The 16558-nt window shown below is 26.7% G+C and carries 16 protein-coding genes; 15 read left to right on the top strand and 1 reads right to left on the bottom strand.

The features are described 5' to 3' along the window. The first annotated feature begins 4 nt into the window (after positions 1-4). From Q7K47_01900 to Q7K47_01885, 4 genes are all read left to right on the top strand, one after another. On the top strand, positions 5-1075 hold the full coding sequence (locus Q7K47_01900) for an ABC transporter ATP-binding protein (protein MDP0505958.1): 1071 nt from the start codon (positions 5-7) through the stop codon (positions 1073-1075). Positions 1076-1265: 190 nt separating this feature from the next. After that, complete coding sequence (locus tag Q7K47_01895) at positions 1266-2273, top strand: Fe(3+) ABC transporter substrate-binding protein (GenBank protein MDP0505957.1); 1008 nt, start codon at positions 1266-1268, stop codon at positions 2271-2273. Next, positions 2273-3883, top strand: a complete 1611-nt coding sequence (locus Q7K47_01890; protein MDP0505956.1) for an iron ABC transporter permease — start codon at positions 2273-2275, stop codon at positions 3881-3883. Before Q7K47_01895 ends, Q7K47_01890 begins: the two co-directional genes overlap by 1 nt. Then, on the top strand, positions 3883-4524 hold the full coding sequence (locus tag Q7K47_01885) for an ABC transporter ATP-binding protein (protein ID MDP0505955.1): 642 nt from the start codon (positions 3883-3885) through the stop codon (positions 4522-4524). Before Q7K47_01890 ends, Q7K47_01885 begins: the two co-directional genes overlap by 1 nt. 25 nt (positions 4525-4549) lie before the next feature. Here Q7K47_01885 and Q7K47_01880 read toward each other — a convergent pair whose 3' ends face one another. Next, positions 4550-5410, bottom strand: coding sequence for an MBL fold metallo-hydrolase (locus Q7K47_01880; GenBank protein MDP0505954.1), 861 nt, complete (start codon positions 5408-5410; stop codon positions 4550-4552). A gap of 268 nt (positions 5411-5678) precedes the next feature. Here Q7K47_01880 and plsY point away from each other — a divergent pair, with 268 nt between their 5' ends. From plsY to Q7K47_01825, 11 genes are all read left to right on the top strand, one after another. Then, positions 5679-6284: a glycerol-3-phosphate 1-O-acyltransferase PlsY gene (gene plsY, locus Q7K47_01875; protein ID MDP0505953.1), complete on the top strand. Its 606-nt coding sequence runs from the start codon at positions 5679-5681 to the stop codon at positions 6282-6284. 13 nt (positions 6285-6297) lie between these two features. After that, entirely contained in the window at positions 6298-7296 is a 999-nt protein-coding gene (locus tag Q7K47_01870; protein MDP0505952.1) for an NAD(P)H-dependent glycerol-3-phosphate dehydrogenase, read from the top strand. A 12-nt stretch (positions 7297-7308) separates the two neighbouring features. Continuing rightward, positions 7309-8136 (top strand): RNA polymerase sigma factor RpoD/SigA, encoded by an 828-nt coding sequence (locus Q7K47_01865; GenBank protein ID MDP0505951.1) that lies wholly within the window; start codon positions 7309-7311, stop codon positions 8134-8136. Between the two features lie 13 nt (positions 8137-8149). Further along, positions 8150-9274 (top strand): DNA polymerase III subunit beta, encoded by a 1125-nt coding sequence (gene dnaN, locus Q7K47_01860; protein MDP0505950.1) that lies wholly within the window; start codon positions 8150-8152, stop codon positions 9272-9274. Positions 9275-9454: 180 nt separating this feature from the next. Then, entirely contained in the window at positions 9455-9994 is a 540-nt protein-coding gene (locus Q7K47_01855) for a DUF116 domain-containing protein (protein ID MDP0505949.1), read from the top strand. A 5-nt stretch (positions 9995-9999) separates the two neighbouring features. Then, positions 10000-12900 (top strand): tetratricopeptide repeat protein, encoded by a 2901-nt coding sequence (locus Q7K47_01850; protein MDP0505948.1) that lies wholly within the window; start codon positions 10000-10002, stop codon positions 12898-12900. Then, positions 12863-13195 (top strand): hypothetical protein, encoded by a 333-nt coding sequence (locus tag Q7K47_01845; protein ID MDP0505947.1) that lies wholly within the window; start codon positions 12863-12865, stop codon positions 13193-13195. The genes Q7K47_01850 and Q7K47_01845 overlap by 38 nt, the downstream gene beginning before the upstream one ends. 16 nt (positions 13196-13211) lie before the next feature. Next, on the top strand, positions 13212-13820 hold the full coding sequence (locus Q7K47_01840) for a MotA/TolQ/ExbB proton channel family protein (GenBank protein ID MDP0505946.1): 609 nt from the start codon (positions 13212-13214) through the stop codon (positions 13818-13820). A gap of 5 nt (positions 13821-13825) precedes the next feature. Then, a complete protein-coding gene (locus tag Q7K47_01835) occupies positions 13826-14260 on the top strand; it encodes a biopolymer transporter ExbD (protein MDP0505945.1) in 435 nt (144 codons plus the stop codon). A gap of 10 nt (positions 14261-14270) precedes the next feature. Continuing rightward, complete coding sequence (locus Q7K47_01830; GenBank protein MDP0505944.1) at positions 14271-15149, top strand: energy transducer TonB; 879 nt, start codon at positions 14271-14273, stop codon at positions 15147-15149. 17 nt (positions 15150-15166) lie between these two features. Then, the gene (locus Q7K47_01825; protein ID MDP0505943.1) at positions 15167-16558 is read left to right on the top strand and encodes a sigma-54 dependent transcriptional regulator; all 1392 of its coding nucleotides are present in this window, start codon (positions 15167-15169) and stop codon (positions 16556-16558) included.

Raw genomic sequence — 16558 nt, 5'->3', positions numbered from 1 at the left:
TACTATGAGAGCTAAAAGAGTAAAATTTGAAAATATAAATAAAATTTTTATAACAGGTGACGGGAAAAGAGTAAATGCTGTAAAAGAATTAGATTTAGATGTGGAACCAGGAAAATTTGTCTGTCTTTTAGGGCCTTCTGGATGTGGTAAAACAACAATTCTTCGTATGCTTGCAGGATTTGAAGTTCCTACACAAGGGCATATATATATAGGAGAAGAAAATGTTGAAAGAATAACCCCAGATAGAAGAGATACTGCAATGGTATTTCAAAATTATGCATTATTTCCTCATATGAATGTATATAATAATATTTCTTATGGATTAAAACTACAAAAAATATCTAAAAAAGAAATAGATAGAAGAGTTCATAAAATACTTGAATTAATGAATATGAAAGATTTTGCAGATAGAATGCCATCTCAAATGTCAGGGGGACAACAACAAAGAGTTTCCCTTGCAAGAGCTTTGGTTATGGAACCAGGAGTATTATTATTTGATGAACCGCTATCAAATCTTGATGCAAAATTGAGAATACATATGAGAGATGAGATAAAAAAAATTCAAATGCAAGTTGGAATTACATCAATATATGTAACTCATGATCAAGCTGAGGCAATGGGACTTGCAGATATTGTTGTTATAATGAAAAATGGAAAAATTCAACAAGTAGGTAGTCCAATTGAGGTATATCAAAATCCAATAAATACTTTTGTAGCTAATTTTATAGGAAGAGCAAATATCTTTAAGGGGAAAATAATATCTAAAACTGAAAAAGAATGTGAAGTTGATATTCTTGGAGTTAAGTTTAAAGTTCCTCAAAATGTTAAAAAAGATGTTGGAGAAGAAGTTCAAGTAGTTGCAAGACCTGAAGGAATAGTTATTTCAAAAGAAGGATACAGAGGAAAAGTAACAAAAAGTATGTTCATGGGAGCTTATCATGAGTATGAAGCTATGCTAGGAGATCTTAAAATTGAAATTTCAGTTAGTAATCCTAGAAATAAAAAAAATTATCCTTTAGATTCAGAAATTGATTTTACCTTAGAAGCAGATTCTCTTCATATAATAGAAGAATAAAAAAATAATGAAAGTTTAAAGTACAGCTAATTAGCTGTACTTTAAACTTTTAGAAGGAAAAAGATAAATGAAATAAATGTCAAAAAGAAACTACATATATAAAAATTATTGACACATTAATGTTATCATGATACTATATTTTGACTATCAAAAGATAGAAAGTTAAAAATATTTATTTATGGAGGAAAAAATGAAAAAAATTATTTTATTATGTTTGTTTGTATTAGGTATTTCTGCTTTTGCCAAAGAGGAAGTGAATATTTATACTGAAAGACATTATGATGCAGATAAGATTTTGATTAAGAATTTTGAAAAAGAAACAGGAATAAAGATTAATGTTGTTAAGGCTAAAGGAGATGAACTTATAAAAAAATTAGAACTTGAAGGAAAAGATACTCCAGCAGACTTATTTATAACAGCTGATGCAGGAAAACTTTATAGAGCAAAAGAAAAAGGATTATTGCAACCAGTTGTAACAGAAAAATTATCAGAAAATGTTAAAGAAACTTTAAAAGATAAGGATGATTTTTGGTATGGATTAACTTATAGAGCAAGAATTATAGCTTATGATCCAACAAAGACAGATGCTTCAAGTATTAACAAAATAGAAGATTTAGCAGATGATAAATGGAAAGGAAAGATTTTAGTAAGATCTTCTTCTAATTTATATAATCAATCTTTATTAGCTTCAATTATTAAAAATGATGGTGAAGAAGAGGCAACTAAATGGGCTAAATCTATAGTTGAAAATATGGCAAGATCTCCAAAAGGAAATGATAGAGATCAAGCAAAGGGTGTAGTTAGTGGAGTTGGAGAAATAGCAATTATGAATTCTTATTATATGGGAAGATTGTTAACATCAAAAGATCCATATGAAGTAAAAGTAGGAAAAGCATTAAAAATTAAATTTTTAAATCAAGAAGATAGAGGAAATCATATTAATGCAAGTGGAGCAGGAATTACAAAATATTCAAAGAATAAAGAAAATGCTATAAAATTTTTAGAGTATATGACAAGTGTAGAAGGACAAAAAGTTTTTGCAGAACTTAATTACGAGTATCCTGTAAATGAAAAGGTAAGTCCTTCTGAAATAGTAAAAAAATGGGGAGACTTTAAAGCTGATAACTTAGATTTAAATTATTTAGGTGTTTATAATGAAAAGGCAGTTAAAATATTTGATGAAGTTGGTTGGAAATAATGGTTAAGCTTTTAAAGAGTCTAAGGTCAAACTTAGACTCTTGGTCTACTATGACTATTGTTTTAACATTAGCTATAATTTCTCCAATTTTTTTAATATTTAAAGGTATATTATTACCCTCTAATGAAATTTTTGAGCATATAAAAAATACAGTTTTAAATGAATATTTATATAATACTGTAATAATAGCAATGGGTGTTACTATTATTACAGCTATTTTAGGAGTTTCTCTAGCTTGGTTTGTAAGTGTTTATGAATTTCCTTGTAGAAGATTATTTTCCATAAGTCTTATCTTGCCACTTACTATCCCTTCTTATATTGCAGGATATATATATTCAGATATGTTTTCTTTTACAGGAAGTATATCTAGAATTTTATCAAAATTAGGAATAAATTTAAGAATAGACATATTAAATATATACGGAGTTATTATTGTATTTAGTTTGTTTTTTTATCCTTATGTATTTATTATTATGAAAGGATATTTTAATAAAAGTTCTAAAAATATGATAGAAGCTTCTCGTTCTTTAGGGAAGACTCTTCCAGAAACATTTTTTAAAGTAATTTTACCTCTTTCTAGGGTAGCTATTATATCAGGAGTTAGTTTAGTTCTAATGGAAGTTTTAAATGCTTATGGTTTAGTTAGCTATTTTGGAGTAAATACTTTTAGTATAGGAATATTTAGAGCTTGGTTATCTTTAGGAGATTTAACTTCAGCTTTAAAACTTTCAGCTATTTTAGTTATATTTATTTTTGGAATTTTATATATTGAAAGTAAAAGTAGGGGTCATAAAAAATATACTATTTCAACTAAGAGCAAACCTTTAAAAACAATAAAATTAAAAGGATATAAATGCATTGTTGTTTTTACATATTGTATGATAATACTGTTATTTAGTTTTATAATACCTATTTTACAACTTTTATATTGGACAAAATTAAGTTATTTACATTTTGATTATTTTGAACTTTTAGGAGTATTTAAAAATTCTTTAGGAATAACTGTAGTAGCTTGTTTTATAATAGTAACAGTTTCCATAATAATAGCAAATACAATGAGATTAAAAAAAGATATGATTTTTTTAGCTAAAATCGTAAACATGGGATATTCAATTCCAGGTGCTGTTATAGCAGTTGGAGTAATGACTATATTTATATTTTTAGATCAGAATTTAAAAGGAGTTTACACATCTTTAGGGATAGATAAATCTCTTGTCTTATCATCTAGTTATTTAATTTTAATATTTGCTTATTTAGTTAGATTTTTAGCAGTATCTTATTCAAATATAGACTCTAATTTTAAAAAAATAGGTACTAAGTTTCATCAAGTTTCTAGAACTTTTGGATTTGGAATTACAAGAACTTTTTTTAAGGTGGATCTTCCAATGATAAAACCAGCAATTTTTTCTAGTTTTATTTTGGTATTTATAGAGATAACAAAAGAGTTGCCTCTAACTTTAATATTAAGACCTTTTAATTTTAATACTTTAGCAACTTTAGTTCAGCAGTACGCAAATGATGAGATGATTCAAGAAAGTTCCATTCCTTCTCTTATAATAATAGGGATGTGTTCTATTGCTGTTTTAATATTTAGTAGAAAGGAAAAATAATGTATATTTCAATTAATAATTTATATTTTAAATATGATAAAGAAGATATATTGAAGGATTTTAATTTAGAGATTAAACGTGGAGAGATAATAGCTATTTTAGGAAAATCGGGAAGTGGAAAATCAACGTTATTAAGAATTTTATCAGGATTTGAGCAACCTTATAAAGGATCTATTTTAATAGATGATAAAGTTTTAATAGATGATAAAACAAATGTTCCCACAGAAAAAAGAAATATAGGGATGCTTTTTCAAGATTATGCTCTTTTTCCACATTTGACAGTTGAAAAGAATATTGAATTTGGTTTAAAGAAAAAAAACAAATCAGAAAAAGTGAAAGAGATGCTTGAATTAGTTGAAATGGAAGGCTTTGGTAAAAGATTTCCTCATGAATTATCAGGGGGTCAGCAACAAAGAATAGCTTTAGCTAGGTCTCTAGCTCCTAGTCCAAATTTAATTCTTCTTGATGAACCCTTTTCTAATTTAGATACTGAATTAAAAGAACATATTAGAGAACATTTAAAAAGTATTATAAAAAAATCAAATACAACAGCTATTTTTGTAACTCATGATTTTGCAGATACAAGTATAGCAGATAAAATTATATATTTAGAGAATGGTAAAATCATAGAAAAAAAATAAAGGAATCCTTAGGATTCCTTTTTTATTAATCAGTTGATAAACTGGGAGCATAAATTAAGTTCATATTTTGAATCTTATCTATTTTCTCAAAGTTTTTGATGTTTTCAGTATTATATTTAAATAATAAAGCTTTATGTTTATTTCTTGGATGAATAAATACACGACTCTTAGCAGCGCTTCTAGCTTTAATAGTAGCTTGAAGAGCATCTATTATTCTTCTTGGAAATTTAGTATCAAGATGTCCACTTAAAATATATTTAATTGGATATTTTTTTAATTTTTCTATGTTTTCACAATAATCAATTAAAGAAACTCCCTCATCATAATATATCCAAAGATTAGAAGCCACAGCGTCACTTGAAAATAATATTCCAGTATTATAGTCAAAGGCAACCATTTGTCCAAGAGTATGACCAGGAACTTTAGTAAATTCTATAATTCTATCTCCTAAATCAAACTTTTCAACATCCTTCATAAAGATAAATTTCTTAGTTTTTTGAGAAACATACTCATCTTTACTAAAATTTTCAGGCCAAACATAATCCTTCTTTAACTTATCAAATCTTTTTTTCATAGTATCTATCATTAATCCCTTTTCTTTTTGATAATGGGAATAAGTTTTAAGATCATCGTGATGAAGATATATCTCATCATATAAATAATTACCACCAGTATGATCAAGATGACCATGGCTATTAACGACAATAAGTGGTAAATCTGTAATTTTTTCTATAATTTCCTTTGAATTATAAAATCCAAAACCAGTATCAATTAACATTGCTTTCTTTTTTCCAAGTAACAAAGTTAAATAATTCCCTCCAAGCTCCCAAATTCTATAGGTATTTTTTTCAATTTGTGTTACCTTAAACGTTTCTTTTGTATCCAAAACAAAATTCTCCTTTTTATTTCTTAAAGATTATACATGCTATTATACACGGAAATGAGAAAAAATAAAAGGGAGTTGTGTAAAAATTAAGTATAATATCCTTTAAATGTGTTTTTAAGTTGACTTATGTAGATAATTAGTATACAATTTGACTATCTCTTGAAGTATTGCACCTGTTTTTTATAATGGAAAAAAAGCTTGAAAAATGCTATAATAGAGGAAGTGAGAAAAAACAAAAACAAATTTTTAAGATAGGAGAAAGATAATTATGATTATTAATATAGTTTTAGTAGTATTAGCTTATTTATTAGGGTCACTACCTAACGGGGTATGGCTTGGGAAAACATTTAAGGGAATAGATATTAGAACAGTTGGAAGTAAAAATTCAGGAGCTACAAATGCTTATAGAAATTTAGGAGCCAAGTATGGGATTGCCACTTTAGTATTAGATGCTTTAAAGGGTTATTTACCTGTATTTATTGCATATAAAGCTGGAGCAAGTTCAGTTTTTGTTGTCTTTATAGGATTAGTTGCAATATTAGCTCACTCTTTTTCATGCTTTTTAAACTTTAAAGGTGGAAAGGGAGTTGCTACAAGTTTAGGAGTATTTTTATTTTTATCTCCTAAGGGAGTTTTAGTTGCATTGGCTGGTTTTTTAATAGTACTTTATTTTACAAGATACGTTTCATTATCATCTATTACAGGAGCTATAATCTTACCAATAATGGTTTACATATTACCTGTTAGAGAAGGTGTGGATAAGGCAGCTCTTTGTATTTTAGTAACAATAATAGGAGCATTTGTCATATACAAACATAAGGCAAATATCTCTAGATTACTTAATGGGACAGAGTCTAAAATAGTTTTTAAATAAAGAGAGGTTGCAAATGGAAAAAATAGTAGTTGTTGGTTGCGGAAGCTGGGGGACAGCATTAGCTTTAACCTTAGCTAGGAAAAAGTGTTATGAAGTTCATATGTGGGAGTACAAAAAAGAAGTTGCACAGGAATTGCAAAGAACAAGAGAAAACAAGCTATTAAAAGGAGTAAAGCTACCAGAAAACATCCATATTACTAATGAAAAAGAAGATTTATTAAAGGATGCTAAGGCAGTTATATTTTCAATTCCTTCTCAAGCTTTAAGAAGTGTAGTAAGTATTTTTTCAGATCAACTAAGAGATGATTTGGTAATAGTTAATACAGGGAAAGGGCTTGAAATTTCTACGGAAATGAGACTATCTGAAGTTATTAAAGATGAAATTTTAGGAAAATATCACAAAAATATAGTTGTGCTATCAGGACCAACTCATGCTGAGGAAGTTGCAAATGATATGCCTACTACAATTGTTGCATCAGGAAGACTTGAAAAAGCTAAGATAATCCAAGAAATATTTAATTCACCAAAATTCAGAGTTTATGTAAATGAAGATATGGTAGGAGTAGAACTTGGAGGAGCAGTTAAAAATTGCTTAGCTTTAGGTGCAGGAATAGCAGATGGTTTGAAATTTGGAGATAATACAAAAGCAGCTCTTATAACAAGAGGAATTAGAGAGATGATAAGATTCGGGGAGGCTTGTGGAGCAAATCCAAAAACTTTCAACGGATTATCAGGAATAGGAGATTTAATAGTTACTTGTGCAAGTAAACATAGTAGAAATAGACATGTTGGAGAAAAACTTGGACAGGGTAAAACATTGAAAGAAATATTAGATGAAATGGAAATGGTTGCTGAAGGTGTTCCAACAGTTAAAGCTGTTCATGGAAAAGCTCAAAAACTAAAGGTAAGCATGCCAATAACAGAAGCAGTTTATAAAATTTTATATGAGGATAAGAAAGCGACAGAAATGGTTGAGTATTTAATGTCTCGTGAATTAAAAGAAGAATTTTAAAATGGGGGATTTATGGAAGAAAGAGATCTAGTATCGTTATACTTAAAAGATATAAGAAGATATAAAATTTTGGAAAAATCAGAAGAAGAAGTTTTATTGACAAAAGCAAAAGCAGGAGATGCAGAAGCAAAGAATCAACTTATAGTATGTAATTTAAGATTAGTTGTTAGTGTGGCTAAAAATTACATGAGTAAGGGGATGAATTTTATAGATTTAATAAGTGAAGGAAATTTAGGACTTATTCATGCTATTGATAAGTTCGATTTATCTAAAGGATATAGATTCTCAACCTACGCAGTTTGGTGGATAAAACAATCAATAACTAAAGCTGTGATAAATAAAGGCCGAGAAATAAGGATACCATCATATAAATATGATTTATTTAATAAAGTGAATAAAGTTATTATGAAAAATTTTGTTAAAGATGGTAACTATATAACAGAAGAAGAAATTGCTAAGGAATTAGGAGTTAAGGTCAAAAAAGTAAAAGATATAATGCAAGAATTCCAAGAAATTTTATCTCTTAATATGGAAGTTGGAGAAAATATTTATTTGGAAGATACACTAGTTAATAGTAGCAGTAAAAACTTAGAAGAAAAAATAATAGATAAACTAGGTAAGGAAAGAGTTCATGAAATCTTAGATACTTTAGAAATGAGAGAAAGAGAAATTCTAAAAAGAAGATATGGACTAGATGGGTATGATATTAATACTCTAGAAGAAATAGGAGATGAATTTAATATAACTCGTGAAAGAGTTAGACAATTAGAGAAAAAAACATTAACAAAATTAAGAAAAAAATATAATAAGGATTTAGAAGAATTATTATATATGAAATAAGCGGGGGTAATACATGTTTCTAAAAGTTAATAGAAGTGAATTTTTAAAAAATTTAAGAATCGTAGAAAAGGCAATTGGAGAAAATAAAATAAGACCAATTCTTTCTTGTGTTTATGTGAGGACAGAGGGTAATAAACTTTTGTTCTGTGGTACTAATTTAGAACTTACAATAAAGACCAAGATGGAAAGTGAAGTATTCGAAGAAGGAAGAATGGTTTTTCAACCACAGCTTATAGATGAATATATAAAAGAAATATCCGATGAATTTGTAACTTTAAAAACTGATGGGGAGACTCTAGTAATAGAGACTGAAGATTCTTCTTCAGAATTTGCTATTATGGATGTGGAAGAATATCCTACAATTTCAAATACAAATATGGAAGAGGTTGAAAAATGTCTATCTATAAAAGAAAATGAATTATTAAATGTTTTTGGAAAAGTTAAGTTTTCAGCAGCACAAAGTGCAGACAACCTATCGATAAACTGTATAAGAATAGATATGTCTGATAAAGTAGCAAGATTTATATCAACTGATACTTATCGTTTGACTTATTTAATGAAAGAAGTTGAAAGTGACTCTAAGTTAAGTGTAAGTGTTCCTTTAAATACTGTTGATGCAATAACTAAACTTTTGAAAAATGATTCTGAAGAAATTATAAACATTAGTAAAAGAGATAATAAAATTTACTTTACTTTAGGTGAGGTTGAGATTATTAGTAGAATTATAGAGCTATCTTTCCCTAACTATGAAGGAATATTAAGTGGAGCACTTTATAATAAAACAATGATAACTGCAAATGAAGATATACTAAAAATATTCAAAAGAGTTTTAATTTTTGTTAAAAATAATGTTGAATCTAAAAATGGAGCAATATTTAAATTTTCAGATAATAGAATGGTTATTAATGGAGTAAATGACATTGCTAAGATAAATGAAGATAGTGAGGTTAATTTTTCTGGAGAAGATTTAAAAATATCTCTTAATGTAAAATTCTTATTAGAATTTTTACAAAATTTAGAAAAAGATGATACTATTACTTTAGAATTTAAAGAATCAAATAGTTCTGTTAGATTAACTAGTAAAAATAATGAGGACTACATTTATGTAGTTATGCCTCTAGCATTAAAAGATATATAAACAAATAATATTAAAATTGAAATATTTGTTTTTTAAGCGTTAAAATTAATGAGATTTTTGAAAAAAATTTGGTCATTTTTGTGCCAAATTTTTTTTGTGTAAAACTTTTATATGTTTAAAATAGTCTAAAATTATGATATAATCTTAGTGTATAAAAAAAAATCCTAGTGGGGTGAATAAATGACCAAGACATTTTTTCATAAGATTATTTATAGTGGTTATTATATTTCATATTTATTAAGTGAAAGATACATCCATGATCAAAAAAAGAAAAATAATATAGCTGTAAATTTTGTGAAATATAATAATAAATTAGTTTTAAAAAATCTAAAAAAAGAGAATGTGAAAAATATTTCAATTCTTCTGCCTCATTGTATTCAAAATTATGATTGTAAATATAAAATTACTTCTAATATTGAAAATTGTATTAGATGTAAAAAATGTAAAATTTATAAGTTCTTAGAATTTAAAGAAAAATATAATGTGGATGTGAAGATAGCCACAGGGGGGACATTAGCAAGATTATATCTAAGGAAACAAAGACCAGATTTTATTATTGCAGTAGCTTGCAAAAGGGATTTAATTTCTGGAATTTATGATGCATTTTCTCAAAATGTATATGGGATATTTAATAGAATAGTGGATTCACCTTGTATAAATACAGATATAGATTTAGATAAGGTGGAGGAAGTACTGAAAAAGTTGTATTGTGAGGAGTGATCAATTTGAAGAATACAAGGTTAATGAAGATTGCTTTAATTATTTCCATTGTTACAAATGTTGCCTACGCAGATATGAAAGAAGATTTAACTAGTCTAAACAATTTGTATTCAAGAGGAGAATATAATAGAGCAGTTATTAAATCTAAAGAATTTATTACAGAATATCCAGAGTCAAAATATAATAAAGATTTAGCTTTAAGAATATGTAAGGTACAGTATTTAAATAAAGATTATTCAAAGGCAAGTAATTCCTTTGAAAACTTTTTGGAAAATTATAAACCTGGTAGAAGCGAAAGAATGGAAGTTTATTCATATTTATATAGAATAAATAAATTATATGGTAATGTGCAAAAATCAAATTATTACGAAGAATTATTAAAGAAAAGAAAAAAAAGTTATGAAGAAGCATTATTTAGAACAGGAATATTATTAGTTGATAATGAAAATAATATATCTGCTATAAAAGAATTTGAAAAGGCAATCTCATTAAAGGGTAAAAACTATGAAGATTGTTTTTTATATGTTTCTCTAGCTTATGTTAATATAAAAGAATATAGAGAAGCTTCTGCTTATGTTAACCAGTATTATAAGTTTAAGCATAAGAAAAAACCAGAAAATTTAGTGTTAGCTAAATACATAGAAGGTACTATTAGTTATAAAGAAAATAATACAGAAGCTGCAATAAAACATTTTACTTATCTTGCAGATAATGCTCCTGGTTATCTTTATACTGAAAAAGGAAAAGTTTCTTTAATAGAAATATATCTTAACAGTGGTGAAGTTATAGAAGCTTTCAAATTATATGAAACTATCAGTAATACCTATTTAAGAAATCAAGGGGCAAAGGTTATAGGTAATTATTTTGTTCTAAGAGAACAATTTAAAAAAGGTATAGAGTATTATGAGAAGATTAATGGAAGAAAAGATAATGAAAGTGCATATAACTATGCATATGCTCTTTATAAAATAGGAGATTATTCAAAGGCGATTACAGAGTTTAGTAAGATAAGAGGGAGATCTTATACCTTAAATAATAGATACTATATTATTTTATCTTTAGATAAAAATAAAGATTATGAAGCTGTTATAAATTATGAAAAGTATTTAGAAGATTATGTTTCAGATAGTGAAAAATATAATGATCTTAGATTAGTTTTATCAAATGCTGCCTATGAATTAAAAGATTATGATAAGGCTTTTCATTATATAAAAGAAATATATAAAGATTATCCAACTGCTAAAAATATAAGTAAATATATACTTATATCTTCTGAGTTAGAAGATAAGGAATTAGTTGAAAAATTATTTGAAGATTATAAAACTTTGTATAAAGATGATGAAGAATATAGAAGGGAAATATATTTAGCTGTTGCAGATTATGAAATAGAAAAAGATGATTTAATATCAGCTGAAAAAATATATGTAACTTATCTAAAAGATCATGATGATAAAGAGATAAGAGGTAAATTAATAGATCTTTTAATAAATCAAAAAAAATATGCAGTTACAATTAAATATTTAGATAGTCAAGAAAAAACAGATGACAATATATATTTAAAAGGGATAGCTTATATAGGAATAGGAAATTATGAAGATGCAGATAAGTTGTTAAAAAGTCTTTTAGATAAAACTACAAACAATCTTCTTTTAGAAAAAACTAAGTTTAATATTATAAAGAACTATTTCTTGTGGGAAAAATATGAAGATACTATAAAAGAAGGGAAACTTTATTTAGATGAAAATAATCACTATTCAAGTTTAGAAGTTTTAAATAGGATTGCAATAAGCTATTATAGATTAGAAGATTATAATAATGCTAGAAAATATTATGAGATTTTAGGAAAGGATGCTAAATTCTATTCATATTCAAAATATCAAATAGCTGATTCATATTATACTGAGAAGAATTATAAGAAAGCTTTAGAATTATTTAGAGAAATAATCAATTCTAAAGATATAAAAGGATACAAGGAACTAGCTGAATACTGGTCTATAAATTGTTATTTAAATTTAAATGAAGAGGAAAAATATTTAAGTGAAAGTTCTAAGTTTTTAAAAGACTATCCAGATTCAATATATTTAAAAGCTGTACTTTTAGAAAGAGGTAAGCATTTATCAAAACTTAAAAATTATGATGGAGCAATCAAGGAATATACCTCTTTATATGAAAAGGAAACAGACGTTTTAGAAAAGGATAAAATAATAGAAAAAATTCTAGATATATATATTCTAAAGGGGAATATTGATTTAGGAAAAAATTGGATAAATAAATTAAATGATAAATATAAAAAAAGTTATTATCTTTCTCATTACTATAGAAAAAAAGAAATGATAAATGAAGCATTAAAAGAAGAAAAAACTCTGCTTGAAAATGATTTCTATAAGGATTATGCTCTTAAAAATTTAGGAGAATATAGTTATGAAATAAAAGATAATAAAGAAGCAAGAAGATATTTTGGTGAGACTTTAAAATTAAATGCTAGTTTGTATAAGGATTTAGCAACATTTAGAATAGCTTACTTAGATAAAAATGATAAAAAATATGATGATGCTTTACAAGGTTTTACAAAAGTAATTGTTGTATATCCTAAGAGTAAATATGTAATTCTTTCAAAAATAAACATCTGTGAAATTTATGAAATCAAAGGTAATATTGATAAAGCAATAAAGGCTTATGAGGAAGTGTATAAAGATCCAAAAGCTGATTCTTATTTAGAATATTTAGTTGAGAAGTTATTAATTTTAAATTTACGTAAGGAAGATAAAATTAAGTCAGATAAATATTATAATGAGCTTATGGGATTAAATAAAGAAACTGCAAAAAAATACGAACAATTTTTAATTAAAGCTAAGGAGGAGATTACAGATGAAAAAAATGTTAGTAATAATGATGTTAAGTTGTAGTGCAGGTTTATTTGCCGCAGACAATGTAGTTCTTGATAAACAGGTTACAGGAGTTAATAAGGAAACTATTGAAACGAGGGAAATTAAAGATAGTGGAGTTAAACTAGAAAAGGAAAATGTAGAGGGAATGAGAGCTAGAATTTCTGATAAAAATATGAAAAATGAGAAGCAAGAAGTTTTAGGGAAAGATAATGACTTACAAAAAGAATTATCTGGAGAAGTTGAAAAAGATTCTTCTTTTATGAAAATCTTATTAGGTGTACTTGGAATAGTTGCTATAGGAGTAGCTTTATAGATTATTAGGAGGAAATATGTATTGGATAGAAAATGGTGGGGCATTAATGTATTTTATAGTTTTAATGTCTGTACTAGGAACAGGAGTAATAATTGAAAGGTTTATATACTTTAAAGTAGCAGAAAAAAGAAGATTTGATGATTTAAGAGATGAGATAGAAAAATATTTAGAAGATGGGAATTTAAAAGGTGCCATTGGATATTTGGAAAAAACTAGATGTTCAACTGGTAAGGTTCTTAAAGAAATATTTAGATCATGTCATAAGGATACAAAAAGTATTGTTGTTTTAGAGGAAAAAGCAAGAGAGCAAGCTTTAGCACAAATTCCTCGTTTAGAAAAAAATATGTGGATACTTTCAATGGTAGCCCATGTAACACCTCTTATTGGATTATTAGGTACAGTTACTGGAATGATCAAAGCTTTCCAAGCTGTAGCAATTCATGGAACAGGGGATGCTTCTATATTAGCAGAGGGAATTTCAGAAGCATTATTTACAACTGCAGGAGGATTATTTGTAGCTATACCAGCTCTTATTATTTATAATTATTATAATAAAAAAATAGATGATATTGTAAATGATATGGAAAAGGGAAGCGTTGAGGTAATAAACTATTTTAGGAGGTAAGTAAAATGAAATTTCAAAATTTCAGAAGACGTAATAATAAAAATATCGTTTTAGAATTAACTCCTCTTATAGATGTGGTTTTCTTACTTATTATATTCTTTTTAGTGGCTACAACATTTGAAGATGTGGATACAGGGATAAAAATAGAACTTCCTAAATCAACAATTAGGGAATTGAAAACTGTAGAACAATTGCAAGTAAGTATTACTGGAAAGAAAACTATTTATTTAAAATATAAAGATGGAAAAGAAAAGAAAAAAATATTAGTTAAAAAAGGAAATCTTAAAGGAAAATTAGCAAAAGTATTAGAAAAATCAGAAACTAAAAATGTAATTATTAGTGGAGATAAATCTATAGACTATGGATTTATTGTTGAGATTATGACAATTTCCAAAGAGGCTGGAGCAGAGGAATTAGATATTGATACAGTATTAAAATAGGAGATAATTTATGAAAATACAAAAAAGAGATGCGGTTTCATTTTCTTTGGCTATTGTTATAAATTTAATAATTCTTATCTGTATTCCAGGGTTAGATAAAGTAGAGGATGTAAAGGATAAAAAATTAAAAGTTGGACTAGTTGCACTAGAAAAACAAAAATATACATCTAAAGCTAAAAAGAAAGCGATACCAAATAAGAAAAAAGCTGAGAAAAGAGAAACCTTAGATACAACTAAACAAGATTTAATAGAGGAAAGAAAAAGAATAAAAAGAGAAAAAAATCTAAGTCTTATGAAAATTTCAAAATCTTTAAAAACTCCTTCTTTAGATGTATTAACTTCTAAAAAATCTGCTATTAATAAAAAATTAAACTCTGTAAAATCTGATGAGAAAAATTATAAGGAACAAGTTAAGTTAGAAAGAGAAGATAGTGATGGAGTAAATAAAAATAGTTCCATATTCAATGATTCTAAAATAATTGATAAAATTGTTTCTGAAACAAAGGATGAAGCTTTAGAGATTAAAAATAAAGATGGAAGTGGAAATATAGAAGTAAAGGAAGGAAAAGTAGAAGGATTACCTAGTGGATATAAATTAGGAGTTGAAGATGCAGAAATTATAGCTAAATGGGATAAATTAAATAAAGAACCAATTTATCCAGAAAAAGCAGAACTTGCAGGAATGCAAGGAACAGTCAAGGTAAAAATGGACATTGATGCAAATGGTAGAGTTATCAGTTTATCTATGGAAAAGGGAAGTGGAGTTCCTGAAATAAATACAGCAATAGAAACTATAGGAAGAACTTGGAAAATCTATCTAAGCAAAAGAGGCCAAAGAATAAAAGGTAAAGTAATATTAGAGTATTCTTTTAAATTAAAAGGAATGTAAAACACAAGGGGGAAAAAGTGAGATTATTAGGTTTTAGATTGGAAGATGAATTAAGAGAAAAACTAGAAAATAATATTGATAATGAATTAAAAGTAATTAACAATGTGACAGAGTTTATGGAGACAGTGAAGGAAAAGAAATATGAATGTATATTAATTGAAGAAATGCAATTACCATCAGATACTTTAATAAATATTATAAAAAAAGTTGAAGAGTTTCAAAGGAAAGCTGTTATAATAATACTTGGTCAAAGTTCAAACTTAAAAGTTGTAGCAGGAAGTATAAGAGCAGGAGCCTATGATTATATTTTAAAGCCAATATCTAGTGAAGAAGTTATTAAAATCATTGAAAAATCTGTAAAGGATCATAAATTATTAGCTGAAAGAGTTGATAAAAATAAAAATACAGGGGATAAACTTATAGGACAAACTAAGGAAATAGTTGAAGTTTATAAAAAAATAGGAAAAGTTGCTATTAACAAAGTTCCAGTTTTAGTAGTAGGAGAAAAGGGAACAGGGAAAAGAAGTGTAGCAAATGCTATTCACCAATTTAGTGATGCATCTAAAAAACCATTTATAAGTATTAACTGTACATCATTTCAAAATTCTTTATTAGAAAGAAGATTATTTGGATATGAAAAAGGAGCCTTTGAAGGAGCTATATTCTCACAAGCTGGAGACTTAGAAAAAGCAAATAGTGGAACATTACATTTAGGAAATATTGAGTTCTTAAATTTAGATATTCAATCAAAACTTCTTTATTTATTACAAGAAAAAGAGTTTTTTAGAATGGGTGGAGCAGATCCAATCAAAACAGATATTAGAATAATTGCTACTACAAGTGCAAATTTAGAAGAAGCAATAGCTAATGGAGACTTTATAGAAGAATTATATTTAAAATTAAGAGTTTTAGAAATTAATATTCCACCATTAAGAGAAAGAAAGGATGATATTCCATTCATAATAGATAAATATTTGGCTGACTGTAATGGTGAACTTCATAAGACAGTTAGAGGGGTAAGTAAACCTGCTATGAAAAAAATCATGAGATATGATTGGCCAGGAAATGTAAATGAATTAAAAAATGCAATAAAATCAGCTGTAGCATTATGCAGAGGAACATCAATTTTAATTGAAGATTTACCAAGTAATGTTTTAGGAAATAAACCTATTAAAAGAAAGGGAGATATTCAAAATTGGATTCTTGGAGATTGGATAGAAGGGGAAATAAACGCCTATAAATCAAATGGAAAAACTGCTTATTATACTCATATAATTTCTAAAGTTGAAAAAGAACTTATTAGACAAGTTTTAGAAATAACTAATGGAAAAAGGGTTGAGACTGCTGAGATACTTGGAATTACTAGAAATACACTTAGAACAAAAATGGGAAATTATGAGTTAGATTAA

Source organism: Fusobacterium sp. JB019, from assembly GCA_030673965.1.
In the GTDB taxonomy this organism is placed as follows: domain Bacteria; phylum Fusobacteriota; class Fusobacteriia; order Fusobacteriales; family Fusobacteriaceae; genus Fusobacterium_B.
The sequence above is the reverse complement of the archived record's forward strand: the minus strand, read 5'-3'. Positions and strand labels throughout refer to the sequence as shown.